Annotated in this window: 23 protein-coding genes; 12 read left to right on the top strand and 11 right to left on the bottom strand. The window is 67.5% G+C overall.

Annotated features, from left to right (window positions below; genetic code table 11):
- The first annotated feature begins 37 nt into the window (after nucleotides 1-37).
- A complete protein-coding gene (locus tag AOM45_RS11605; protein ID WP_156094087.1) occupies nucleotides 38-634 on the top strand; it encodes a hypothetical protein in 597 nt (198 codons plus the stop codon).
- Here AOM45_RS11605 and AOM45_RS11600 read toward each other — a convergent pair.
- The 6 genes from AOM45_RS11600 to AOM45_RS11575 all read right to left on the bottom strand — a co-directional run bounded on the left by AOM45_RS11600 (nucleotide 631) and on the right by AOM45_RS11575 (nucleotide 5,554).
- Nucleotides 631-1,374: a hypothetical protein gene (locus AOM45_RS11600; protein WP_156094088.1), complete on the bottom strand. Its 744-nt coding sequence runs from the start codon at nucleotides 1,372-1,374 to the stop codon at nucleotides 631-633. The two genes, AOM45_RS11605 and AOM45_RS11600, sit on opposite strands and share 4 nt — an antisense overlap.
- Nucleotides 1,375-1,662: 288 nt before the next feature.
- A complete protein-coding gene (locus AOM45_RS11595) occupies nucleotides 1,663-2,415 on the bottom strand; it encodes an RNA polymerase sigma factor (protein WP_051784101.1) in 753 nt (250 codons plus the stop codon).
- A 173-nt stretch (nucleotides 2,416-2,588) separates the two neighbouring features.
- Nucleotides 2,589-2,900, bottom strand: a complete 312-nt coding sequence (locus AOM45_RS11590) for a hypothetical protein (RefSeq protein ID WP_059362354.1) — start codon at nucleotides 2,898-2,900, stop codon at nucleotides 2,589-2,591.
- A 66-nt stretch (nucleotides 2,901-2,966) separates the two neighbouring features.
- Nucleotides 2,967-3,500 (bottom strand): response regulator transcription factor, encoded by a 534-nt coding sequence (locus AOM45_RS11585; protein WP_051784102.1) that lies wholly within the window; start codon nucleotides 3,498-3,500, stop codon nucleotides 2,967-2,969.
- 654 nt (nucleotides 3,501-4,154) lie between these two features.
- On the bottom strand, nucleotides 4,155-4,757 hold the full coding sequence (locus AOM45_RS11580; protein WP_156094089.1) for a hypothetical protein: 603 nt from the start codon (nucleotides 4,755-4,757) through the stop codon (nucleotides 4,155-4,157).
- 278 nt (nucleotides 4,758-5,035) lie between these two features.
- Nucleotides 5,036-5,554 (bottom strand): hypothetical protein, encoded by a 519-nt coding sequence (locus AOM45_RS11575; protein ID WP_156094090.1) that lies wholly within the window; start codon nucleotides 5,552-5,554, stop codon nucleotides 5,036-5,038.
- A 30-nt stretch (nucleotides 5,555-5,584) separates the two neighbouring features.
- On the opposite strand from AOM45_RS11575, the gene AOM45_RS11570 reads away from it, so the two are divergent.
- The 3 genes from AOM45_RS11570 (at nucleotide 5,585) to AOM45_RS11560 (ending at nucleotide 10,729) form a co-directional block, all read left to right on the top strand.
- Nucleotides 5,585-6,265 (top strand): hypothetical protein, encoded by a 681-nt coding sequence (locus AOM45_RS11570; RefSeq protein WP_030470096.1) that lies wholly within the window; start codon nucleotides 5,585-5,587, stop codon nucleotides 6,263-6,265.
- Nucleotides 6,266-6,486: 221 nt separating this feature from the next.
- Nucleotides 6,487-9,027 carry a DUF7617 domain-containing protein gene (locus AOM45_RS11565; protein ID WP_030470097.1) on the top strand — a complete coding sequence of 847 codons (2,541 nt, stop codon included), beginning with the start codon at nucleotides 6,487-6,489 and terminating at the stop codon, nucleotides 9,025-9,027.
- Between the two features lie 136 nt (nucleotides 9,028-9,163).
- On the top strand, nucleotides 9,164-10,729 hold the full coding sequence (locus tag AOM45_RS11560) for a S8 family serine peptidase (protein WP_236703313.1): 1,566 nt from the start codon (nucleotides 9,164-9,166) through the stop codon (nucleotides 10,727-10,729).
- A gap of 401 nt (nucleotides 10,730-11,130) precedes the next feature.
- Here the strand turns inward: AOM45_RS11560 and AOM45_RS11555 are convergent, their stop codons facing one another.
- From AOM45_RS11555 to AOM45_RS11545, 3 genes are all read right to left on the bottom strand, one after another.
- Nucleotides 11,131-11,928 (bottom strand): SIMPL domain-containing protein, encoded by a 798-nt coding sequence (locus AOM45_RS11555; protein WP_201779935.1) that lies wholly within the window; start codon nucleotides 11,926-11,928, stop codon nucleotides 11,131-11,133.
- A gap of 1,462 nt (nucleotides 11,929-13,390) precedes the next feature.
- Nucleotides 13,391-13,927, bottom strand: coding sequence for a hypothetical protein (locus AOM45_RS11550; RefSeq protein WP_156093795.1), 537 nt, complete (start codon nucleotides 13,925-13,927; stop codon nucleotides 13,391-13,393).
- Between the two features lie 277 nt (nucleotides 13,928-14,204).
- The gene (locus AOM45_RS11545; protein ID WP_156093796.1) at nucleotides 14,205-14,600 is read right to left on the bottom strand and encodes a hypothetical protein; all 396 of its coding nucleotides are present in this window, start codon (nucleotides 14,598-14,600) and stop codon (nucleotides 14,205-14,207) included.
- Between the two features lie 326 nt (nucleotides 14,601-14,926).
- On the opposite strand from AOM45_RS11545, the gene AOM45_RS11540 reads away from it, so the two are divergent.
- The 5 genes from AOM45_RS11540 (at nucleotide 14,927) to AOM45_RS11520 (ending at nucleotide 18,678) form a co-directional block, all read left to right on the top strand.
- Entirely contained in the window at nucleotides 14,927-15,802 is an 876-nt protein-coding gene (locus tag AOM45_RS11540; protein WP_030467381.1) for a helix-turn-helix domain-containing protein, read from the top strand.
- 277 nt (nucleotides 15,803-16,079) lie between these two features.
- Nucleotides 16,080-16,463, top strand: coding sequence for a hypothetical protein (locus tag AOM45_RS11535; RefSeq protein ID WP_156093797.1), 384 nt, complete (start codon nucleotides 16,080-16,082; stop codon nucleotides 16,461-16,463).
- Nucleotides 16,464-16,529: 66 nt separating this feature from the next.
- Entirely contained in the window at nucleotides 16,530-17,186 is a 657-nt protein-coding gene (locus AOM45_RS11530; RefSeq protein ID WP_030467383.1) for a YcnI family copper-binding membrane protein, read from the top strand.
- Nucleotides 17,183-17,662: a copper resistance CopC family protein gene (locus AOM45_RS11525; protein WP_051783248.1), complete on the top strand. Its 480-nt coding sequence runs from the start codon at nucleotides 17,183-17,185 to the stop codon at nucleotides 17,660-17,662. The genes AOM45_RS11530 and AOM45_RS11525 overlap by 4 nt, the downstream gene beginning before the upstream one ends.
- Nucleotides 17,605-18,678, top strand: a complete 1,074-nt coding sequence (locus tag AOM45_RS11520; RefSeq protein WP_030467385.1) for a PucR family transcriptional regulator — start codon at nucleotides 17,605-17,607, stop codon at nucleotides 18,676-18,678. Before AOM45_RS11525 ends, AOM45_RS11520 begins: the two co-directional genes overlap by 58 nt.
- Here AOM45_RS11520 and AOM45_RS11515 read toward each other — a convergent pair.
- Nucleotides 18,650-19,477, bottom strand: a complete 828-nt coding sequence (locus AOM45_RS11515; protein WP_030467386.1) for a PucR family transcriptional regulator — start codon at nucleotides 19,475-19,477, stop codon at nucleotides 18,650-18,652. The genes AOM45_RS11520 and AOM45_RS11515 overlap by 29 nt on opposite strands.
- A gap of 289 nt (nucleotides 19,478-19,766) precedes the next feature.
- Here AOM45_RS11515 and AOM45_RS11510 point away from each other — a divergent pair, with 289 nt between their 5' ends.
- Nucleotides 19,767-20,210, top strand: a complete 444-nt coding sequence (locus tag AOM45_RS11510) for a hypothetical protein (protein WP_236703311.1) — start codon at nucleotides 19,767-19,769, stop codon at nucleotides 20,208-20,210.
- A gap of 14 nt (nucleotides 20,211-20,224) precedes the next feature.
- Nucleotides 20,225-20,821, top strand: a complete 597-nt coding sequence (locus AOM45_RS11505) for a hypothetical protein (RefSeq protein WP_051783252.1) — start codon at nucleotides 20,225-20,227, stop codon at nucleotides 20,819-20,821.
- Here the strand turns inward: AOM45_RS11505 and AOM45_RS11500 are convergent.
- Complete coding sequence (locus AOM45_RS11500; protein WP_063757021.1) at nucleotides 20,776-22,002, bottom strand: MFS transporter; 1,227 nt, start codon at nucleotides 22,000-22,002, stop codon at nucleotides 20,776-20,778. The genes AOM45_RS11505 and AOM45_RS11500 overlap by 46 nt on opposite strands.
- Before the next feature lie 138 nt (nucleotides 22,003-22,140).
- Here AOM45_RS11500 and AOM45_RS11495 point away from each other — a divergent pair, with 138 nt between their 5' ends.
- Nucleotides 22,141-24,069 (top strand): DUF8189 domain-containing protein, encoded by a 1,929-nt coding sequence (locus tag AOM45_RS11495; protein ID WP_081902085.1) that lies wholly within the window; start codon nucleotides 22,141-22,143, stop codon nucleotides 24,067-24,069.
- Nucleotides 24,070-24,097: the final 28 nt, after the last annotated feature.

The raw sequence follows: 24,097 nt of genomic DNA, 5'->3' as shown, positions 1-24,097 counted from the left end.
AGCACATTTGGCCACCGCAGTACCACTGTCACTGACCTTGGACGTAGGCGGTCATGAGTTCGTCACGCAGGTGTGGGCGCTGCGAACCGGACAGGTCGCCGACGGCACGGAGCGGTGGCTGCTCGACGCCACGGCGGTGCGTTGGCTGCTCGACCGGGTCGCCGACGGCGAGATCAGCCCCGAGCGAGCCGCCGAAGTGGTGCACCAGGTGTCGCGGTGGAACAGCGGCTGCTGCTATTGGTGCGACCTCGCGGCTCCCACCTACCCGGAGGCACTCCGCCGCCATCAGGACGCACAAGAGCAATGGCAGCGGGAACAACGGACCATCACGCCGGAAACACATCCGTACCTGCTCGACAACGGCACGGTGCACAGGTGGGACTGCGCGGCCGCGCCTCCCGCTCGGGGCCCCGGCCATCCCGGGGCGGACCTGCACGCCTACGCGGCCTGGCACGGTCCGCTGAACGGAGACCTGGATCGGATCATCGCCGAGCTGTGGGAGGAGACACGGGTGACCAGGCGAGTCACCGAGGCAGAGTTCGAACGGTGGTTGCGGTCGCGCAACCACCGCTCGGTCTCTCCCTGGTGTCCGCGGTGCTCGCCGGAGCTGTCAGGGCAACCGGAGAACAGCTAGCTGTACGACTCCAGCACGCAACAGCTCCCCCGCACCACAGCCGGGAGACCGTCTGGAGCACATGCCATCCGGCCGACGACCCGGATTCGGTGACCACCGTGCTCCGGGGCCAGCCGCACCTCGACGTCCATCGGCTCTCCGCGCAGCAGCAGCGCCCGCCACTCGCCCGAGACCGCAGACTCGAGACCGGACTGCACGTCCGATCCCTCACCGAAGATCCGGTGCAACCCGCTCGACATGATCATCCTGCCGCTCATGAGGTCGAGCGAGAACACCCCGAACCCGGCGTCCGCCACAGCATCGACGGCGTCCGCGAACTCGAGCCGGTCCGCCGCGGAGGAACCGCCGCGCGCGATCTGCCGGCGCTCGCCAGCGCCGTCACCGGCCAGCCAGCCCGGCAACCAGGTGCACAACACGGATTCGCCCACAGGTGTGATGCGGACGGACACGCTGTGGGTCCGCGCGAGATCTGTGAGCGGATCAGGGGCTGCCGCGACGTGCTCGACCGGTTCACCGGTTCGGAAAGCCTGCGTGAACAGCCTGCGCAGCAGTACGGCGGTGTCTTCCGGCAACAGTTGCCCCAGCGTCAGGCCGACGACCTGGTCGGCCCCCAGAACGTCGCTCGCGGGCTTGTTGCCCATTTTCACCCGATAATCCACCACATCGGGCAGATCACCCTCGCGCCGGATCGGCGTCCACACCAATGCAGCTTCCTGCATCAGATCGACGACCCCCTGCAAGCGCAGCTCATTAGCCAAGATGTGTCTCGCCCCCTACCTGAGTAACCGCCGTCGAGCCACGCAAAGACTACGGTCCGCAGTGATAACTCACCTCAACAGGAGGAAACTGTGCATCAAAGCGTAACATTGACCCCACTAGGTCCACACTTTGGCGACAGTCAGTAAACAAATACCTGGACAGATGCCACGAGGACTCACTTCAACACTGAAGCGCGTTAACTCGTTTGAGTGACAGTCGGGCACACCGCGCGATATTCGATGCCCGGCCGGCTCGGATATCTTGAAGATTCAGGCCACGAGCCGGTCATCCGGAGGCACTGTGCGGCCGAGCTGGGCCAGTAGATCGGTGACCTCACGCGCGGCGCCCTCGCAGTTGTGGCAGAGCGCCAGATGGTCGCGCACCCGTTGCCGCACGCCGCGGTTCTTGCGCCCGGACAGCAGCGCGGCCAGGTTGTCGACCGCCTCACGACAGATCTCCTCGGCCGCGGCCTTCACGTGCATCTGCACATAGGCGAGCCGAAGCCCTTCGCGAGCACGGAAAGCCAATGCCGCGACAGCGTTCGGACGCATGCCGAGCACGTCCGCTGCCGCCGCAGTGCTGAGCCGCTCCAGTTCGAGAAGTACGAGCACGGTCCGCCACCGCACGGGCAGGCTGTCGAGAGCCTTGCTCGCGAGCTGGGCGTCCAGGCCTTCGGCGACAGGATCGCTCTCCTCGGTCGGCAGCAGAAGTTCGGTGACCTCCACGCGTCGGTCGATCATCCGATCGCGCGCCAACTGCTTGTAGAACGTCGTGCGAACCGTGGTCAACAGGTAGGCGCGGAACATCTCCGTCGGACCACCGCCCGCAATGATTCGGTTGAACACCTTGACAAACGCGTCGGAAACGAGATCGTCGGCACCTTGTGAGGTGCCGAGCAGTTTGCACGCGAGCCCGTACGCGTCCGAAAAATTTCTGCGGTAGAGCTGGACGAAAACCTCCCGGTTTCCAGCGCGAACCGCCCGCACGAGACCGGAGTCGATGTCCTCGACTTCGTCAGTCATTTCACCTGCCTCAGGTTTCCAATTCCCTCTCCGTCACGCCGCCTGTAAGTGCAAAGCTACAGCGAGCAGTTCACTCATGGAAGGCAACTCTCCGGAACCGCGAACTTGTCGCCCAACAGGTGTGCGCAACGCGGCCTCGACATTGCCGAGCATCCCCAAAATTAAGTATGCGCTCACCCGTTCGGGCGAGTAACTCCGCGAGGGAACCCGCGCGAACGCTGCACGGGGATCGTGTGGGCCGGGCTCGCACTCACGTTGTCGTCGTCGTCCAGCGTGCCCAGACTGATGACCGCAGAGCGGAGCGCCACCCGCAAACGGTCCACCTGAGCGGCAGACAGGCGGATCGTCTCGCGTTCCGCGTTCTCCACGACCACGAACTCCTCGGTCAGCGCTACCACCGTGGTGGCGTTCCGGCCGCGCTCGTCGCGGCAGCGGACAGTCCATGAACGACGGTCACCCGCCCGCAGGAAGAATCGAACCAACACTGACGGCACCCATCCTTGGCGATGAAGACGAAACATCCACGACCTCCTCGAGACGAACTCCAGGGATCACTTCGGCAGGAACGACAGCTCGTAGGCCCGGGCCACGGCGTGCGCGCGGTCCCTGGCATCGAGCTTTCGCAGGATGTGACTGACGTGTGTGCGCGCGGTCTCGGCGGTGATCTGGAGTCGTAACGCGATCTGCACCGCCGTTCGCCCTTCGGCGATGAGCTGCAGCACCTCGAACTCCCTGCGCGACAACGACCTTCCGCCCGCCGTTCGGGCACCTTCCACCGAGGTGGCGAAGACCGTCAGAGCGGAGTCGATGTGGTGACCAACCGTTGCCGCCGCCGTGATGGCCTTCACCAACCGGTCGGGATCGGCGTCCAGCGGCACCAGCGCCCTGGCACCGTTGATGCGCGCCATGGCGATGCTGTCCGCGGTACGTGCCTCCCGGCCGAGCAGCGCCACCACGGTGAGATCCCTGAACAGGCGGGTCAGCAACTGGCAACGATTCCAGCCGGGATCGACAGCCGAGGTGACGAGAACGACGTCGGGACGCGCCGACTCGCACAGTTCGATGGTGTCACGGGTGCTGCTCACCGCATCAACCCACTCCAGAGCGGGATGAGCCGAGACGACCGTCTGCACACCGTGTCTCAGCAGCGGCAGCGATTCGACCAGTGCGACTCGAAGCCGGCGCGTAGAGCCCTCTCCCGCCAGCGATATCTCTTCCGAACCTGCACCCATTTGTTCAACCTCTGATCGACGTTCTGCTCGAAATCGTCAAGCGCTCATACGTTCCGCACGAACACGGCGTTGGGCCAGCCAGGCAACAACACCACTGCGCATGCACTCGTTCGAGTGGCTCCGGAAACGCGGTAGCACGTATTCCGCTCAGCGCTTGGATGCTTGGACCGTGATCGTGCGTAAAGCACGCCGACACGTGTTCCCGGCTGCCGGTCTCTCGCAAGAGACCGCTGTTATCGCTCACATCCGCAGCGGCAACATTGCCACACACCCGACCACGTTGTGGTCGTGCACACCATCGTCGCTGTCCACGTCGGCGCGTCCGTCGGGTGCAGGAGTGGGCTGTTCCACCGAGCCGCGTCACGACATCGCAGCACACGAGGTGAACCTCCGCGGTCCCGACGGGAGAAGCCGACCGGCCGGACCCCCGTCTCCGCGGCCTTGAGCCGTGGCGAGGTACACCGGAAGCGCGCTGGAGCGGTACCTGCGAGGGAAATCGCCGCACGGTCACGACGACTCATGCTGGTCAGGTGCTCCGTCTTTTCGCCTGAACGGCCGGAACGCAGCGAAGACGACGAGCAGCACGACCGGCAGCACACCTGGCGCGGCCAGCAGGAACTGCCACCACATCGTCACCGTGGTGACCCAAGAGGCTTCGCTCTGCTCCTTCATCGCGGTCACCCCGTGGTTCACGTCGGCCCCGCACGCCATCGGAAGATCCGCAGCCGACGCACAGGCGATCACGGTGATCTCCGCGCCGGGGGAAATCGTTCCCACGGCGGCATCCAGCGTGATCTGTGCCGTCTCACCCGCGGCGACGTCGAGGTACCACTTCGTCGGGACGGGCTCAGGCGTCTGGCCGGTGCCTGTCGGTCCCAGCACGAGCGACGGCGGCGTCGTGAGCGTCACCTCTACCTGGTCGAGCTGCTGATCGGTGTTGTTGCGAACCTTGACCTGATAGGTGGTCGGCAGACTCTCGGTGACCGTCTCGATCCCGTCGTCGACGGTCACGACCAGGTCGTCATCCGACGCCCGGAGCGCGGCCAGCGTGATCGTCAGAGCTGCGGCGAAAGCCATCCCGCAGGCCACCCACCGACGGCTGATCCTCACGGGGACGGAACGTGATTCAGTCATCGAGCGGGCCTCCACCCCTTGCACGGCGAACTCTCACTCACTCCCCAGACCGCACCGGGCATCTTCGATTGCGAACTCCTGGCCGTCCTCACCTGATCGTGCGACCGTGTGCTGGTCCACAGTGGATCATCTCCCTCAACAGAGTGATCATTTCGAGGTCCGATAACACGCCAACGGCGCTCCGCGATCGACTTCACAGAGGCAGCCAAGAAGTCCACGGTCCTTTTTGGAGTTATTTTGATCCAGCCATCCGATCAGCCACACGCACTTCTGCGCATGTGGTGGAGCGTCCCGAACTGGTGTCGCCTGCTGCCCGTGCTCGGCGGCACACTGCTCGCACCGATGGCGCTGGTGTCCGTGTCCACACCACCGATGTCGAACCTCACTCCGAACATCGCGATCGCGCCGACGTCACCAGTGCGACCGGAAGGTCCCGTGAGCACGGTGAGCCCGACGACCACCCCCGCCCAGACCCATCCGATGACAATCACCGGCCAGGAAAGTCCGGTCACACCGAGCGCCACGGCCTCGACAACTCCCGCTTCACACCCCGCCGAACCGGGTCTTTCTGGCCCGTCAGCCATCGGATCACCGGAGCCGGTCGACACCATCGCGGCCGGGAGTACGACCAGGACGCCCCTGGCACCCACCGCCGTCCCCTCGTCACACCAGAACGACAACTCCAACGCGCCGCTCCGGAACGGACTGTCGGCCTCGGACTTGGGCAGTGCCGAATCGGGCCGCCCCGACGACATCGGCGGGCGCACGGTCACCAACGAGAACTCACTCCGCGAGAGCAACGCATGAGCGGCGAGGACAACCGGATGGACAGCACCGACGCCCGAGCACTGCACAGGTTCCAGCGCGGCCCGTCCGCCCACCGCTGTCCGGCCGGGCACGGTGCCCTGCGGGTGTGGCCGGACGCCGACGCACGTTCCGGCATGTGCCTCGTCTGCACGACCTGTGGACACCGCGTCACGGTGGACGACACGTCGCTCAACGGGGCCACCGATGACAAGACGGCCGCACAGACCGAGACCGTTCCGGACGTGCGCCTGTCCGACGGCATCGCGCCACGTGGCCTCCGTCCCGACGGTTCGGTGCGCACCACTGGCTGGGCGCAGTTCGGAAACGTGCCGATCCCCACCGGTTTCCTCGCAGCGCTGGCCGCATTCTCCGCCGCCGTGCCGCTGGTGCCTGTCGCACCCCTGATACCAGTCGTCGCGCCACCGATCGGCTACCTGGCCTGGAAACTCGGTACGAGGCGGTGGCCGGCCTCGCAGGCCGTCAACACGCGCCGCGTCCCGATCTCGGCGCTCACTGCGGGACAACAGATCCGCCTTTACGGCACCGCCGGTCCAGTCGGCGAGGTGAGCACTGTCACCACGAGTGCGACAGGACATCTCAAGGTGCGGATGGTCGGCGGCCTGGAGATCCTGCGGCGGCCCGAACAGCAGATCTGGCAGGTCGACCTGAGGAACTGACCTGGGATGGCTGCCCGGTGCACCACAGGCGGAGCGCCGGGCTCGCCACTGCCGCGTCGGTGCGCACGAGTTCACCTGTTGCGGTGACTCCGCCGCCCGTAATCCGCTGATCGTTCCCAGGTCTCTCACGTGTGTACGAGTCCACACGACCGCCAGGTCGGCGGGACCGGAGGCATGACATGTGCGCTGGGGAGATCCGGAAGACTCGGTCCCTGTCGTGCGTGATCATCGCGTTCGTCCTCGGTGCGGGCTCGGCGACGGTGACGACCGGCGCCGCCACAGCCGATGTCATCGTCCCGTTCACCCAGGTGTACGACCAGGTCGTCTACGGCGACTTCAACATCATCGGCAACCCGGTGACGAAGTGCCCGGCCTCGCCGTCGCCACTCACCTCGGCCCTGTGCGCGGACGGCGCCGGACGGATGGATCCCGACGCCGTCAACGACGAGTACCAGATGGCGTGGGCCGACACCGACACCAGCCCTGCGACGTTCAACTCCAGCTCGACGGGCCTGACCATTCCCCCCGGCGCAACGGTCGACCACGTCCGCCTCCACTGGGCAGGCAACACCGGGTTGCGCGCCGGTGTCACCGCATACGAGGGCGACTGGGACATCGCCGCTGACCAGTTCCTGGTCAACGGGACCGCGGTCGGCGAGCCTTCCGGTGCCGGAACGGGGAACTTCTTCGTCGACGGCGCGGACGGACAGATCAATCCCAACACGCCCAACAACTTCTCGGTCGACGCCAAGGACTTCACGTTGCCGCTGGGCACACTGCCCGTTGGAGCAACCAGTCTCTCCCTCCAGTTCAACACCACCGGCGACTCCTACCTCGCCCAGCAGGTCGCGTTCTCCGTTCCGCTGCCCGCACTGAAGGTGGCGAAGGAGGTCTGCACCTCGACCACAACGGCGGACTGCGGCCCCGGCGGCTCCGGTCCGTGGGCGGAGAACACCCTCATCCCCGCGGGCAGCACCGCGTACTGGAGCATCCGGGTGAGCCGACCGACCACTGTGGACATTCCAGGTGCCACGCTGAACGACCCAGCGGAAGCCTCTTGTGCCACAGCACCGTTCGACCTGACCGCAGGTGTGTCGGCGTCCTTCTCCTGCTCCACCGCCGACGTGACCGAAGGACGAACGAACACGACGATCGCGTCGTTCACCCCACCTGGCCAGACCGCCGTGAGCACGGCATCCGACTCCGCGAGCGTGAAGGTGACGAACCTGGCCGTGGTCAAGGAGGTCTGCGCCGGCACGGGCTGCGGTGCCGCCGGCGCCGGTCCGCGGCAGGAAACCTCTACGACACCGACCGGCTCGACCGCGCACTGGCGGATCACGGTCACCAACACCGGTGACGTCGACCTCACCGGCATCACTCTGACCGACGAGGGTGCGCCGGGTTGCGATGCGGAGTTCGACCTGGTCGTGGGTTCGTCGGCCTCGTTCCACTGTTCGACCGCCAACGTGACCGGAAGCGTGAAGAACGAGGCCACGGCGTCGTTCGAGATGATGGGCTGGCCGGAGGAAGCGACCACGGACGCGGTCGCGGCGGTGAAAATCACGGATCTCCACGTGGAGGAGGAGATCTGCGCCGCGCTGACCGCGGTGGAGTGCGCCACCGGCCCGTGGGTGTACTCCGCCACCGTTCCGTGGGGTGCAACGGCACACTGGCGCATCACCGTCACCAACACCGGCGACGTCGATCTGACCGGCATCGTGCTGGACGATCCCAACGAGGCGTCGTGTTCCGCAGCGCCGTTCGACCTCGCCGCGCACACGTCGAAGACGGTCGACTGCTCGACAACGAACCTCACGAAGAAAACAACGAACGCGGTGACCGCGATGTACGTGCCACCAGGGTCACCACCGGACACCGCACCGATCATCACCGCTCCGGCTGACGCGACCGCGATGGTGTCCGACCTCTTGGTGCGCAAGGACATCTGCCAGTCGCCGGTAGCGGAAGCGTGCACGGAGACGGGCAGCGGACCGTGGGCTGACGACCACGTCGTCGAGCGGGGCGGCACGGCACACTGGCGAATCACGGTCGCGAACACCGGCGAGGTCGACCTCACCGGGGTCACACTTCACGACGACGCCGAGCCGTCGTGCTCGACTGGTGGGATGAACCTCGCGACAGGCACGTCCGTGTCGTTCACCTGCTCGACGAGCAACGTCACCGCGGGCATGACCAAACCCGTGGTCGGGCGGTACGTGCCACCCGGCGCGCCCGCCACCACCGCACCGGTCGCCACCCCACCCGACGACGCTTCGGTGCGGGTGGCCGACCTGACCATGCGCAAAGAGGTCTGTCTGACCGGCAACGCGAGCACCTGTGACAGCTGGGGCGAGAATGCGACTGTCCACAGTGGCGAGACGGTTCGCTGGCGCGTCACCGTCGTCAACACGGGCGAGGTCGACCTCGCCGAGGTGACCGTGCAAGACCTGATCGAGCCCGGCTGCGCCGCGAGCGCCTTCGCACTGGCCACGGGCGCGGAGAATGTCGTGCACTGCGCTACCACAGGACTGTCGGCGGGAATCGTCAACACGGCCACCGCAACCTACGTCCTGCCCGGAGGGCTCTCGCCCGTCGCAACACTCCCGGACTCGGCGAGCGCCGACGTGTCACCGGTGTCCACACCACCCACCAACCCACCGCTCGCGGTGACCGGCGATGACGTCTGGCGCCTGGCCGCCATCGGACTGCTCCTGGCGGGGTTGGGCTTGATCCTGCGACTGTTCGCCAGGAGGCGTGCTTGACAGGAGGCGACCAGTCAGATCACGGACGGTGATCGGACTGGCGCAACCGTAGCGCAACCGAACATGACCGGGTCGCGCTACTGGGGGCTCGGAACCTTGTGACATCGAAGCGGGCGATGTCGACAAGGGAGTCTCAGTGAGCACAACGCGTGTGGTGGCAGCGGCGGCGACGTTCGGTATCGCGGTGCTCGGCCTGCTCGGTGCGGCCGGGGCGGCGAACGCCTCGGCTGCCGAGGGCGAGATCCGGCCGGTGCCGGGTGCCACGGTCGTGGGTGACCGCTACATCGCGGTGTTCAAGGACGGCAAGGGCGGTGCCGCGGGCGAGGTGGCGGGCCGCTTCGGCGGCAAGCTGCGCAGCAGCTGGACCTCCGCACTCAACGGCTTCTCCGTGGAGATGACCCAGGCCCAGGCCCGCAGGCTGGCCGCGGACCCCCGCATCGCCTACGTCCAGCCCGTCACCGAGGTCCACATGACCGACACCCAGACCGGGGCGACGTGGGGCCTGGACCGCACCGACCAGCGCACCCTGCCGCTGGACGGCAAGTACACCTCGGCCACCACCGCGGCCAACGTCACCGCCTACATCCTCGACACCGGCATCCGCACCAGCCACGCCGAGTTCGGCGGCCGGGCCCGTGTCGGCTACGACGCGATCGGTGACGGCAAGAACGGTCAGGACTGCCAGGGTCACGGCACCCACGTCGCCGGCACCGTCGGCGGCACCACCTACGGCATGGCCAAGCAGGTGAAGCTGGTGGCGGTGCGGGTGCTGGGCTGTCAGGGCAGTGGTACCAGCGAGCAGATCGTCAACGGCATCAACTGGGTCACCCAGAACGCCGTCAAGCCCGCCGTGGTCAACATGAGCCTCGGTGGCGGCGCGAACTCCGCGATCGACCAGGCCGTGCGCAACTCCATCGCCTCCGGCCTCACCTACGCCGTCGCCGCCGGCAACGGCAACGCCCAAGGCGTGCAGCAGGACGCCTGCACCGTCTCCCCGGCGCGGGTCAGCGAGGCCATCACCGTCGGCGCGGTCGACAAGACCGACACCAAAGCCTCCTTCTCCAACTACGGCACCTGCGTCGACCTGTTCGCCCCCGGCGTGTCCATCACCTCCGCTACCCGCGGCTCCGACACCTCCACCGGCGCCATGTCCGGCACCTCCATGGCCACCCCCCACGTCGCCGGCGCCGCCGCCCTGCACCTCGCCACCAACCCCACCGCCACCCCCTCCCAGGTCCGCACCGCCCTCATCAACACGGCCACCACCGGCCTGGTCCGCAACGCCCAGACCGGCTCCCCCAACACCCTGCTGTACACCGGCACCACCCAGACCACCCCCGCGCCCGCCCCGGCTCCGTCGGTGTTCGTCAACACGACCAACGTGACCATCCCCGGCACCGGCACCGTCACCAGCCCCATCACCGTCACCGGCCGCACCGGCAACGCCCCTGCCACCCTCAAGATCACCGTCGACATCAAGCACACCGCCCGCGGCGACCTCCAGCTCGACCTGCTCGCCCCCGACGGCACCACTTACCGCCTGCGCAACACCAGCCTCACCGACACCACCGACAACCTCAACGTCACCTACACGCTCAACGCCTCCACCGAGCTGGCCAACGGCACCTGGAAACTGCAGATCCGCGACGCCTACCGCACCACCGAAACCGGCTACCTCGACGCCTGGCAACTCACCTTCTGACACCCACCCCACACACCCCGCTTGGCCACCACACCGGTAGCCAAGCGGGGTTTCGCATGTCGGGCCGCGTGGCGGAAATCGGACCTCAACCGTGACGCGATCCGCCTGCTGTCATGTCCCACAACGGACCGACGGACAGGAATCTGACTGAATATGAAAACTTTTCCGCTCCGTGGTCGGTTGGACACTCAGCGATACCGGCGGAGGGCTTTGACGGCACCGACTGCGGACCGCGCCACCGAGACGTCGAACCCATCGCTACGACGGCTGGTGGCGCGGCGCCGAAGCCGCTGGAGCGGTGCCAGGGCCGTGCCCACCTCGCTCCGACACGTCCCTGGCCTCGACACCGCCCTGCCGAACCTCTCCTCTGACGGAAGGCTCAGCGCGACCAACGCCTGTCATCAGCGCAACTGGTACACCACGGCGACGTCGATCTCCTCCTTGATCTCACCTGGCGCAATCGGCACCGCACCGTCCGCGACCTGCGACGTCAAGATCGGAATCGGCCCGCCACTGGAGGTGGCTTCGTTCACGGACACCAGGTCGCCGAGCCTTCGATCGCTGAGCTGGGCATATTGGGCAGCCTTGGAGCGCGCGTCCTTGAACGCGGCGGCGCGGGCCCGGTGACGCAGTACCGCACGGTCTCCGATGTCGAAGGCCACTCCGTTGATCCGCCCTGCGTCCCCGACCGCGTCCACCGCGGCGCGAAGAACCTCCCCGGCCCCGGTCACGTCTCGCACCTTCACGGAGAAGGTCTGACCAGCCTGGAAGCCCGCCACGAACGAGTTGCCGGACTGGTCGTACTCGTAGACCGGGTTGAGCCACACGCTCTCGCTTCGGATGTCGCGATCGGACACACGCTTGGCGCGCACTGCGTCCAGCAGTGCCTGTGCGGCAACGGCATGTGCTTCCAGCGCTTCTGCGGCAGTGGGTTTCCTGACCTCAACGCCGACGCTGATGACGGCTATGTCCGGTGCTGCCGACACTTCGCCGTGTCCACCGACAGCGACCGTGCCCGGCTCGGCCGCCTGTGCGGGGATGGACATGGCGATCAGGCAGACCACAGTGAGTGCACTTGCCCAGAGAAACCGTCTGAGCGCCGAGGTGTGAGAGCTGCTGCCTTGGTTGAGGGAAATCACGACAACCGTGTCCTCTCCGAGAGTGCTGTGCGGAATGTGCGAATAGCCAGCATCAACCACGACTGGACTCCAGATAAACACCGATCGGACTCCCAGAACTGAATGAGTGAAAGATCGCCACGATTGAGTGAGCCCATCGGAAAGCGAGGGCATCAGCCTCACAGACACCGCCGGGACTCACAATGCACCCGTCCGGACCGGACAGTTTTACCGGAATTGAACAGCAGGATCGAAGCCTGCAGCCCTCCAGCCTGGAGCAGAGACTCCATTGATTTGCGACCTGCGGGAACACGGTCTCGTTGGCGGCCGACGAGGAACCCGGCCTCGAAGGGCGCACTCGATGCCACAGGAGCTCGCCGGCCGGGACTTGACGGTCAAACGCGACGTGCCAGCTAATTCGCTTCCGGCGAAGCATTACCAGGCGCCCCCTACAAGTCGAGCTCTCGTTTTTAGTCAGATTCCAGAAGAGAGCTCATCTGCTCGCAATATGTCAACGAAAAAGAGTGAGTGCGATTCGCGCTCAGGTGATGACCACGGCGGGGTGATTACAGAGACCGTCAGTGCGCCGCCCCCGAACCGATCCGAGCGCCCACGAACAAGGCTGTGACCAGAGCAGCTGCAGTCGGCTCGACGAAACGCGAGTCACCTTCCACCGTCACCTGTCGAACAGAGCGCGTTTCGCTCCAGCCGCGCGTTCCGCGTGGCCGCTCATCGCCCACCACGCCGTTCGCCCACGATGAAGCTGCTCGCGAACCCCAATCTGCCGGTCAGACGCTTGACCGAAGTGGTGAGCAGGTCTGCGTGGTGCCTTGCCGGGGGCACCAAAGACGAAGGCGATTCGTGTTCGCGGACAGCGCGAACCGGGTCGCCTTCGAGCGTTTCGGGGGCCCCGGACCCGGACAACACACCGGACTCGACTGGTCGACACTCAACACGCAGGAACCTGCACAACGGCGCCCGGTCAGGGCAGGTGTGCCCAGTCGGGTTCCTGGCGCCGGTCCCACTTCGTGCGGTGGGCGTCGCACACCGCGGCCATGTGATCGCAGAAATCGCCATCACGGCCGGTGGATTCGACGAGCTCGGCGGAGGTGGCGAGGCTGAGCGCGAACGTGCGGGCGGCTTCCTCACGAAGACGTCGCCGCAGGCGCCTTCGTTGACGAGGTCGAGCAGCGGGTCGATCCCGGCCTCGTCGCACCGGCCGACCACCTCGACGACCGGAGAACCAGCGGGCTGGCCATCAGCGACCAGTCTCGATCCGGACACGCCCCAGTCGGGGGTGGTGCACCTCGGCAGAACGTCGACGCCGCGATGGCGATGGAAGCTGCCCGGCGCGAAGCTCAAGCAGCCTTTTCGAATGGTTGTTCTCGGGTCAGAGCGGGCATTTCGCGGGCACTGCCAGTTGCGGTCCAGCTCTACCGCATTAGGCACGCGTTCTTCAGTGCCGACGGCACCGTTCTCTTCGTGGTTGTTCACCAGAATGCGGGCGGCACCACAACGGGGCCGCCCGCACCTGTCCTTCGTGTCAGCCGGTGATGTTCTTCAGACGCCGAGCCTTGTACTGGTCGCCGCCCAGACCGTAGCTGCGGGCCCGATAATCGGTGCCGTAGCCGCCGCGCTGTTCGTAGGCCCAGTAGGCAGTGTGCTGCGCGTTGGCCCACTTCTCGAAGATCACGACATGGCGGCTGTTGGCGTCACCGATGGAGTCGATGAACAGGTCCCCCATGCGCATGTCGTTCTTGTTGATCGCGACCGTGTAAGTCGAGGAGGCCAGATTCACCGTGGTCGCTCCCGGCTTGGCCAGCTTGGCCGCCATCGACACGTAGCCCGAGCAGTCGGTGCGGTAACCGCCGTGGGTCTTGCTCTGGCTGTAAGGAATCCGCTTGGCGGTGTGCGGGTTCCAGGACTTGGCACGCTGGATCATCTCCGTGCGCGATACAGCCGCCGCGGAAACATTCTCCATCGCGGACACGTCCGTCGAAACAGGTGCGGCGGACACCGCCGGCGCCGACAACAGCGCGAATCCGAGCGCGCCGACAACAATCCCAGTGAGCAGCTTCATCATTCTCCCCTAACAGTCATCTGATGACTTGCTGAAATCTCAGAATTTCCATGGCCGACTTGACGGCCAGATGCATGCCGACATCGCCACAGATGAACGATATCGACCACTTTATTGACGACTGAACGACACATTTGTGACGATCACACACCACCACCGAATTCACATTCCACCCGAGCAGTGGAAGGCGAGCGGGCGCCTACCAGTGGTGGCCGGAGGCGCGGTCGACACCCCCTGTCCTCAGCCGACCGAGGTCTACCGGCCACCTGGGCGCCGGCTAGGTCTGCGAGTAGTACGAGCCGCGATACGTACCGTCAGCCAGGCGGAAGCAGACCCGGAACTTGCCGAAGCTGGACCAGGTACCGGTGTTGACCCCGATCTCGCCCGACGGAACAGTCGCCGATGACACGACGTTGCTGAACCAGTTCTCAGCCCAGACTTTCGAACCCGGCGCGGCGTTGTGGAGGTTGGCATGCCACGTCCACGCGCCCGCCGGTTCGATGATCCGCCACAACGTGCCGGTCGCCCCGCCTGCCCTGACGACGGCCATGCGCTCGTAGCCTGCAGCTTGCAACTGCTGGTCGCTCACCGTTTCGCCAGATGACGAAGTCGGCGACGTGACTGCAAGCACTGAGGCCACCGGATCGGCCGTGGCGGCCTCCGCCGGTGCCACGGTGACCGTGACGGAAAGAGCGAGCAGCGCTCCCAGCGCTGCTCCTGTGACTCTGCAAGACATGATCGCTCCCCTGATCGACGTTGCGAACCGCGGCCGGCGCCCGCCCTGGAACGAGCCGGCCCCGCCCTCCGCCTCGACCGCGCGGCCACCGTTCGAGGTAGCGGTCGAGGCTTGTCGGCGAAGCTGGGCCGTGAGACTGAAAGGCCTAACGGCACACCCGGCATTCGGACGAACACAGGTTGTAGTCGATCAGTGCCCGTGCGCAAGCGTGTCCCGGTTGCTTCAGCTCATTTGGGACCGCTAGGTTCCTGACCTGCTGGGACATGACCGTCCCGGGACAGGTGCCGCCGGTCGAAGCACGCCGTCGGCCCGGCGTGAACGAGGTCTCGATGGCTGGCGGCCAGCAGAACGAATCCGACCCGGTGCGCAGTCTGGCCACCGCGCTCAGCACTCTGCAGCGGGACTCCGGACGTCCTCTGCGGTCGCTGGAATCCGAGATCCACGTGAGCGACTCGTCGCTGTCGCGATACCTCCGCGGGCGCTCCGTCCCGCCGTGGGACGTCGTGCGGGCCCTGTGCACGGCCCTGGGCGCGGATCCCGCCGAGTACCGGGCGCGCTGGGAAGCGGCCGATGCGGTTCAGCCCCGCACGGCACCGGAGCCCTCACCGGAGAAGCCGGGCACAGCTCCCCCCAGGACGGGCCGCAGGTGGTTGTGGGCGTTGGCCGGTGCCGGCGTCGGCGCGGCGCTGGGCAGCTTGATCACCCTGGCGTTCGTCTCGACGGCCACCGCACCGACACAGCCGACCTCGAGCACGGACGGTTCAGCGGGCCTGATCTCCGCAGCCGGGAATCGCATTTTCGTCAGCAGGGCCACCGGCGCTTGCCTGGACGACAGCCTGGACGGCGGACTCAGAACCTTTCGCTGCAACGGTATGAGCTACCAGCGGTGGACACCGCAGGCGGCCGGGGACGGCACCTATCGGCTCAGCAACCACGCCACGGGGGCGTGCCTGGACCTCAGCCCCACAGGCCTTCGCAGCGCCGCATGCGCCGAGACGGACTCACAGCGGTGGAAGATCACGATCTCGCAGGACGCCGCCGAAGTCCGCAGCTCGGTCCGCGATGCGTGCCTGCACGACAGCAGCGCAGGACTGCAACTGGCTCCATGCGATCAGTCCCGCAACCAGCAGTGGGGATGAGCGAGCCCAAGTACGGCAACGCGGTGCGAAGGCAGGTCGCTCGCACCGGTAATGGCCCCAGGAACCCGCACAGAACGCGCCTGGACATGCGGCGTACCGGTCCCGTGCTGAGGAATTCGGTTTGACGGCGGTCACAGCTCAAGGCTGGGAACTTTCCCTTTCCGCAAGCTCGAGCGAATTGTTCCGAAAAGCGTGCATTCGGTTTCGTCCGCACTCGAATTCCGGCCACGATGACGTCCAGTTCCCCACCCGCAAATGACACGTGAGGAAGTCTCGAATGGCACGTTCGAATCGGACCAGGATGCTCGCCCTGGCCGGCGCGCTCACGACCGCACTGGCGACGATCACGCTCGCGAGTGCCCCCGCGCAGGCGGCGGACTGCCGCGCCCCGCAGGGCGAGTCGTGCGTGCGCATCACCAACGCCACCCAGCAGGTCCGCAGCCTGCGGGAGAACCGGAACGGGCGCTGCCTGACCGGCATCGAGCCCGGCCAGACCCGCGAATGGCCGAACATCTCGTTCAACTACTGGCGGCACCACCTGGCGCTCACCGGCTACACCGGTCGCAACTGCGAGGGCAACACCCAGTTCAACGCCTGGGACGGGCAGTGGAACGGACCCGACTCCCGCAACTACTACTTCATGACCATCCGCAACAGGTGACCTGAGCCGGCGGTGCGGACCGGCGGGCCGCACCGCCTCCCCTACTCCCGAACCTGGGGTAACTCCATGTCTGCCAACGGATTTCTGCGGCTGTGCCGGGCGGCCCTGCTCGCGGTCGCCGTCTGTCTGCTCGGCACCGGCACGGCCGGAGCGCACGTCACGGCCCACGTCTACGGCGCAGCGGCGGAAAAGGGCGGCGACGGCGCGTTCGTGCTCAGGGTGCCGAACGAGGGCACGCAGCCGACGGTCCGGATCGAGGTGACCGTGCCCACCGGGTACGACATCACCAGGGTGCGCACCAGACCGGTGCCCGGCTGGACCCCCGAGATCGGGCGGGCGGCCGGAGGCGTCGTCACCAGGATCACGTGGACCACGCTCGACCGCGCGATCCCGCCCGGCGACGAGCACTACGACGAGTTCTCGTTCACCGCGTCACCGCTGCCCTCGAACGTCGACCGGATCCTGTTGCCCACCAAGCAGATCTACGCCGACGGCACGCTCACGAACTGGGCAGAGGAGCAGACCGGGGACGCCGAACCGAAGTACCCCGCACCGGTGGTCGCGCTCGCCGAGCCGTCGGGCACCGCCCACGGGCACGGGCACGCCCAGACGACGAGCGGTCCGACCTGGCTGGTGGCGGTACCGCTCGGAAGCGCCCTGCTGATCATGGTCGTGTTCGGCGTGATCGCGCTGACCCGGCCGCGCCGGAGGAGTCCGCAGTGAAGAAGCTCTGCCTGATCGTCCTGGTCGCGCTGTTCGGACTGGGCGTCGCCGTCCCGCCCGCCTCCGCCGCCGGGCAGTTGGTGTCCTCCACTCCTGCGGCCGGTGCGCAGCTGCGCAAGGCACCCGAAACAGTCCGGCTCACCTTCGACCGGCCGGTGCTCGGCGGCGGTGCCAACGTCGTCACCGTCACCGGCCCGGACGGCAAACCGTGGAGTTCCGGCGCGATGGGCGTCGACGACAACGTCGTGACCGCCGTCCTGTCGCCCCAGCCGCCGTCTGGCGACTACGTCGTCGACTACACGATTCGTCTCGGCGAGCCGTCCCCGCTGACCGGGCAGCTCAGGTTCACGTTCGCCGAGCCGGGGTCGTCCGGCGGGATGAGCTGGCAGACGTGGGCGGGTCTCGGCACGATCGTCCTGTGCATCGCGGCGCTGCTGACGGCCGCGGCCTTTCGGCAGGCGCGGGCGCGCCGGTGACGGTGCGGCACGAGTTGGACGTCGTCCTCGCGGACGTCGAGGCGCTGTACCGGGCCGCGATCGCAGATGAACCGTCCGAACTGGACCTGACGCGGCTGCGCGAGCTCGGCATCGCTTGGGGGAGGCGGCAACGGCCGCTCGCCCCGCTCGTGCTCGCGCTGCGGCACCACACCGAGTCGGCCGTCGCCGCCGTGATCACCGGCGACACCGGCGGTGACGTGCCGCGGCTCGTGGAAGCGGTGCGCCGCACCGAGGTGTCGGCCGTGTGCGCGCTGGCGAGCGGCTTCGAGCAGGCGGTGCGTGGCGAAGACGGGCAGCTGGCGGCCGCGAACCTGTTGTGGGGAGGGCACGTGCCGCCCGAACCGGACTACGCGGTGATCGCCCTGCGCTGCGACGGCGACCTCGGCCCGCGGATCGGCCACGCGCTGACGGCGCGCGGCCGGCTCGGTGCCGTGCACCTGCTCTCGGACGGCGGCGGGTTCCTGCTGGCGCCCGCGCACGACGAGAAAGACGCCGTCCAGCTGTGCGAGGAGTTGCGTGAGGATCTGGCGGACCCGACGTGGCTCGCGGTCACGTGGCGGCCGAACACCGAGATCGAGGACGCCGGGGTGCAGGCGAGCGTCGTGCTCGACCTCGTCACGAACCTGGCCGCGCCACCGGGTGTCTACGACGTCCAGGACGTGGTGGTGGAGTACGCGCTGATGCGCGACACCGAGGCGTTGGTGGCCCTGCTCGCGCTCATCGCACCGGTGGTGCACCACGAGCTGCTGCGCACGACGGTCGAGACCCTCGTCGCCACGGCAGGCAACCGCAGCAAGGCGGCGAGCACGCTGAACATCCACCGCAGCACGCTGGACTACCGGCTCAACCGCGTCGGCCATCTGACCGGGTGCGCGCCGATGGCCGCGCGGGGACTGCAGACGCTGGCGACAGCGCTCACGTTGCACGCCGTGGTGCACCGCCGGGCCGTGGCAGGCGCCGGCGGCTCTAGGAGCACAACGCGTACGCCGTGGTGAGCACCTGAAGTCCTCTCACGGTCAGCGGGGACTGTCCGGTCAGCTGCTCGATGCGCGCCAGCCGGTAGTCGATGGTGCTGCGGTGGATGATCAGTCGTTCCGCCGCGCCGGTCCGGTTGCCGCCCTCGGCGATCAGCGCCGCCAGGGTCGTGCGCAGCGAGTGGCTCTCCATCACCGGCGTGATCAGCCGGCGCAGCGCCGCGGAGCTCTCCCGCGAGCGGGCCACCGCGCCCTCGATCAGCAGGTCGGCGCGGCCGTAGACGCCGTCCGGCAGGTCCAGCGCGACCGCGATGCCCAGCAGCCGTGACGCGGCGGCGAGGCCGTCCGGTTCCGAGGCGACCGCCGCCCGGATCGACCAGCCCGGCAGCTTCGCGAGCACGACCTCGCACTCGTGCACCGCCGCCTGCTCACCGCGCGACGGCAGCAGCACCTCGGCCCGGTCGCCCACCACCACACACGTCACGTCCGACCGCCCGCTGCGCTGGAACGCGGCCGCCACCACGTCGGCGGATCCCCCGTCGACCGCGAACACCGCAGCTGTTCCCTCAGGCGTCAACACCGGTTCCGGCGCGGCCGGGCGGAAGCCGCGCTCCAGCTCGACCACGAGCCGCTCGCAGCCGTCGTGGCACGGCGCGCCGTTGCCGTCGAGCTCCGCCGCCATCGCGTTGAGCGCGCTCAGCAGGTCGTCCACCCGGCCGCCGGACCTCGCCCACAGCGCGCCGATCTCCCGCACGCCCGCCACGACCTCCGCCTCGCTGTGATCCGCCTGCGGCAGTGCGGCCAGGCACACCGCCAACACCCGACGAGCGCATTCCCGAGCCGAGGTCACCACTGCCGTTGGTTCCACACGTCCACTACACCGGACAAAAGACACGCCTGGCGTTCCGAAAGAAGAGGAAACAAATCCGAAGTTTCCGAAACCTGCGACCGGGCGACAGGCAGTGCGCGAATCGCTGATTCGGACACAGCACGCGAGATCGCCTTTTCCGAATATCGTGGATGGACGATTACCGGACGAACACCGCAAGATTCACAACGTTCCACCCTATCGAATTTCGCGGCATCTCGCCGTTTCTAGGGAGGGTTCTGTGGGTTTTTGGACCAAAGCCGGTAAAACAGCCGTGCTCGGCACCGTCGCGGCAGCGGTGACAGCACTGCTCACCGCGGTGCCGGCCCAGGCCGCGCAGCGTTGCGACTTCTCCACGACCACGGGCCGGTACAGCTGCAGCGGCAGCGGTTCGGTGCGGAATCCGAGCGACGTGATCGGCGCGAAGCTGTTCACCGGCCTGGACTACTCCGGCGACTCGCTCACGATCTGGGTGCCCAGGCCGTGTCCCAAGAACGACACGGTCGACCACTGGGTCTCGCTCGGCAACGACATGCGGAACAAGGTCAGCTCGGTCCAGGCCTGGTCGAGCTGCTGGGTGTGGCTCTACTTCGCCGATGGTCAACGCGAGGGGCCCTTCAAGGGCAACGAGCCGGACGTCGGCTCGTGGGCCAACGACAGGGCCGTCACGGTCGGCCTCAGCTGAAGCAAAGGGAGAAGATGAACACGTTCGCACGCCGGGTGGTCGCGGTCGCGATCGCCGCTCTGACAGGCATCGTCATCGCCGTGCCGGGGACGGCCTCGGCCAACCACGAGGGCCAGCCGACGACCCGAGAGTTGCTGGACCTGTGCAACCAGGCTCGCACCGACAGGTGCGACTTCAAGCCCAACGGCGGCATCTCGGTCTTCAACGGGCCTCGCCAGCTCGCCGGCAGCTCGACGAACTGCACGAACTTCAACCAGACCAGGGTGATCAGGTACGAGGCGAGCCAGGGCACCTCGCACTCGTTCGGCGTCGACTTCTCGGCCGGATCGAAGATCGGCAAGTCGTTCGAGTGGTCGATCCAGACGTCGTACCGCCGCGAGTGGACGTGGAACGACACGACGACCGACGAGCTCCGCCAGGACGTCGGGCCGAGGTCACGGGTGATCATCTACGCGTCGAAGCAGCGTTCGCGGGTCAGCGGCACGTACGAGCTGCACTTCGGGAGCCGGTACAAGGGGCACTACTACTGGTACGTGAACGGCCAGGCCGAGGGTCAGACCCGCGGTCAGCCGTGGGACCTGAGGTCGGAGCAGGTGCCGGCGTCCTGCTGAGACCCGGGTCGTGGGTGGTTTCCGTTGCTGTGCGGCGGAAACCACCCACGCCTGGTCCGCGCGGCGACGAGACCCACCCCCACCGCGACGAACTGCAGGAGAGCGATCACCAGCAACGCGGTGGTGGGCGTGCTCGACGACAGCAGGACGCCCGCCAGCAGGGAGCCGAGCGAGAACGCGCCGATCTTCAGGCTCGCACCGGTCGTCGACACCTGGCCCAGCAGTTCGGGTGGGCTGTAGCGCTGCCGTGCGGTGATCAGCGCTACCAGGGTCGGGCCTGAGGCCAGGCCTGCCACGAAGGCCATGCCGAGCAGCACGGGGAGGTTGCCGGCGAGGGTCCAGAGCGCGAACGACACGCCGTAGAGGCCCACCGTCACGAACAGGATTCGCTCCGGCAGCCATCGCTTGAGGTGTGGGCGCACCGCCATCACCGCCAGCACGGCGCCCACGTCGAACGCCGCCAGCACCAGGCCGCTCAGGTCGCTGTCCGCGTGCAGTGCGGGGAGCAGGACCTGGAGCGTCACCACCAGCATGCCGAAGCCGGCGAAGCTGATCACCGACGTCAGGGTCGCGGCGCGCAGGGGTGGGGTGCGCATCAGGGTTCGGGCTCCCGCGCGGAGGGCCGGGAGCAGGGACGAGTGCGGTGACGGCGGTGCGGGCGCCAGGACCAAACGCAGTGTGACCAGGCCGCCGGCCGCGGCCAGCAGAGCCACCACGGTCATCGCGCCTGCCGGTGACCAGGCGACGGCGACGATGCTCGCCAGGGCGAGGCCTGCGATGGCCGTGCCGCTGTAGAGCATCGAGTCGTACGCCGTCATGCGCGGCAGGTCCACGTTCAGGCGGGGCAGCATGCTGGTGAAGCCGCCGCTCGTCATCGGCAGGGTCAGACCCGCCAGGAACGCCGGCACGGGCATGAGGGGCGCGGGTACGAAGATCAGGCCGATTGCCATTCCTGCCAGCAGGAACTGATTGCCTGCCAGCGCGAGCAACGGGCGCCGGGTGCGGTCCAGCCAAGCGCCGAGCAGCGGGCCGGTCACCACTGCGGGCAGTGCGTAGGCGGCGGTGGTCACGCCGGTCAGCAGTTCCTCGCCCGTTCTGCTCCAGGCGAGCAGGGCCAGCGTGACGACGACCATTTCGTCGGCCAGCCGCGCCAGTCCCGCGGAGGTCAGGTAGCGCCACATGCGGACGTGCCTAACAGCTGCCTGGCCGCGCGGTCGATCGAATTTGCTGTCACCCAGTGGTCTGAACCTGCGGGCAACCTCCTGCGGTACCGGGCGTCCTGTGATACGCACGTCAAGACAGAATCTGGGGGATTCTCGATGACAAACATCAGCCGTAGAACTGTGCTGGCCGCAGGTGTCACAGCTGCCGCCGCCACCGCGCTCGCCAACACCGGCATCGCCTCCGCCGCAGGAGCGGGGACTCGCGCTCTGCCCACCGGGGGAAGCTTCGTCAACATCGTCGCGCACACCGACGACGACCTGTTGTTCCTCAACCCTGACATCCAGCCGTCCATCCTTTCCGGACTGCCGGTGCGGACGATCGTCCTGACCGCCGACCAGTTCAACGGGTGGGACCCGTACAAGTGGACCCCCGAGGATCTCGCCGCGAGCGTGCGGGAGGGTCAGCGTTCCGCCTACGCGAAGCTCGCGGGTCAGCCGAACAACTGGACCCGCGACACCAAGGAAGTCGCGACCATGATCCTCGAGGTCGACACGCTCGTGGGTGCGCCGAACGTGCAGCTGATCTACCTGAGCCTGCCCGACGGCGGCGGCGCGGACCCGAATCACAACATGGCGCTCGAGAAGCTGTGGAACGACCCGAACCACGCCGCTCCGACGATCATTCCGACGGGCGGGCCGGTGCAGGTCGCCCAGTGGTACAACCAGGCGGACCTCAACAACGTGCTGCTCGCGTTGCTCGACGAGTACCAGCCCACGGTGATCCGCATCCAGGATCCCGAGCCGTCGTACGACTTCCCGAACGAGCCGGCCGAGCACGCCGACCACATCCACACGGCCAAGTTCGCGACCAAGGCCGTCCGTGCCTACGAGGGTCCGAACGGGCGCGGGTTCGTGCTGTTCACCCGGTACCGCTGCTACAACATCGCCGCGTCACCCCGCAACGTGCCGGACGCGTTGCTCGGTCCGAAGAGCGACGCGTACCAGGCCTACGCCGAGCACGACCCGGTCACGGGGCCCGCCTTCGACGAGCAGGTGTTCCGCAACTACCACCGTTGGCCGGTCGTCGCGCCGTGGGCGATCGTCGACGGCACGGGCACCTTGCACGCGTTCGTCGCTGCCGGTGACTCGATCATGTGGTGGCACCAGCCCGTCAACGGCGCCTGGACCGGTCCCGAGAACCTGCGGTCCGGCACGTTCGCACCGGGCGTCGCCGTGGCGCTCAACGGGTCCGGGCGCGTGCACATCGCCGTGCTGGACCTCGACAGCGGCGCGATCCTCGTCGCAGGCCAGGCCGCGAACGGCTCGTTCACCTGGATCGACGCCGGCAACCCGGACGGCGCCACGCCCGCTTTCGGCACGCCGGCGCTGGTGCTCAACGGCGACGGCGGCCTCGAACTGTTCGCGATCAACCAGACCAACGGCGTGAGCAACGCCTGGCAGAACGGCGACGGGTCGTTCAGCGGCTGGGAAGCCTTGTCCGGCAACACGAGCGTGATCGTGTCGCCGCCCGTCGGGTTCACCTCGTCGACCGGCAGGATGCACCTGTTCGCCGACGCCAACGGTCATGTCGACCACTGGCAGCAGAATCCCGGCGCGTCGACCACGTTCAAGTCGATCGGGTCCGTGGAGTGCACGCACGCGCCCGGTGTCACGTTGGACAGCGGCAAGGTGCGCGCGCTCGTCCGTGAGCACACCGACGGCGCCGTTGGCACGGTCGCGGAAGGTTCGAGCAACGGGACATTCGGTCCTATCGCGCACATCGGCGGCCAAGGCGGCGTTGGGCCCGTTGCGACCGTGACGTCCGGTGGGACTTCTCCGCGCGTGCTGGCGTTCGCGCGCAACAACAACTACGGCATCAGCGTGGCGCGGCAGACCAGTAGCAACTCGTTCGCGCCGTGGGAGGACCTCGGCGGGTACGCGGAGGTCGGGCCCGCGGCCGTGCGTGACGCGGCGGGCAACGTGCGGGTGCTCGTAGTGGGCGGGGACGCGAAGCTCTACGAGCGCAAGCAGAGCACGCCCGGGCCGACGAGCGCGTTCGGTGCCTGGCAGGTCGCCGGCAACTAGCGGACGAGGGCCCGTGGCCACTGGTCAC

The sequence above is a fragment of the Lentzea aerocolonigenes genome (assembly GCF_000974445.1).
In the GTDB taxonomy this organism is placed as follows: Bacteria; Actinomycetota; Actinomycetes; order Mycobacteriales; family Pseudonocardiaceae; genus Lentzea; species Lentzea aerocolonigenes.
The sequence above is the reverse complement of the archived record's forward strand: the minus strand, read 5'-3'. Positions and strand labels throughout refer to the sequence as shown.

Excerpts from the sequence above, each read along its gene's own strand:
- AOM45_RS11500 (WP_063757021.1), bottom strand. The coding sequence starts at position 22,002 with ATGTGGCGCTACCTGACCTCCGCGGGACTGGCGCGGCTGGCCGACGAA.
- AOM45_RS11505 (WP_051783252.1), top strand. The coding sequence starts at position 20,225 with ATGAACACGTTCGCACGCCGGGTGGTCGCGGTCGCGATCGCCGCTCTG.
- AOM45_RS11550 (WP_156093795.1), bottom strand. The coding sequence starts at position 13,927 with ATGAAGCTGCTCACTGGGATTGTTGTCGGCGCGCTCGGATTCGCGCTG.
- AOM45_RS11595 (WP_051784101.1), bottom strand. The coding sequence starts at position 2,415 with ATGACTGACGAAGTCGAGGACATCGACTCCGGTCTCGTGCGGGCGGTT.
- AOM45_RS11495 (WP_081902085.1), top strand. The coding sequence starts at position 22,141 with ATGACAAACATCAGCCGTAGAACTGTGCTGGCCGCAGGTGTCACAGCT.
- AOM45_RS11570 (WP_030470096.1), top strand. The coding sequence starts at position 5,585 with ATGAGCGGCGAGGACAACCGGATGGACAGCACCGACGCCCGAGCACTG.
- AOM45_RS11535 (WP_156093797.1), top strand. The coding sequence starts at position 16,080 with ATGGCACGTTCGAATCGGACCAGGATGCTCGCCCTGGCCGGCGCGCTC.
- AOM45_RS11540 (WP_030467381.1), top strand. The coding sequence starts at position 14,927 with ATGACCGTCCCGGGACAGGTGCCGCCGGTCGAAGCACGCCGTCGGCCC.
- AOM45_RS11530 (WP_030467383.1), top strand. The coding sequence starts at position 16,530 with ATGTCTGCCAACGGATTTCTGCGGCTGTGCCGGGCGGCCCTGCTCGCG.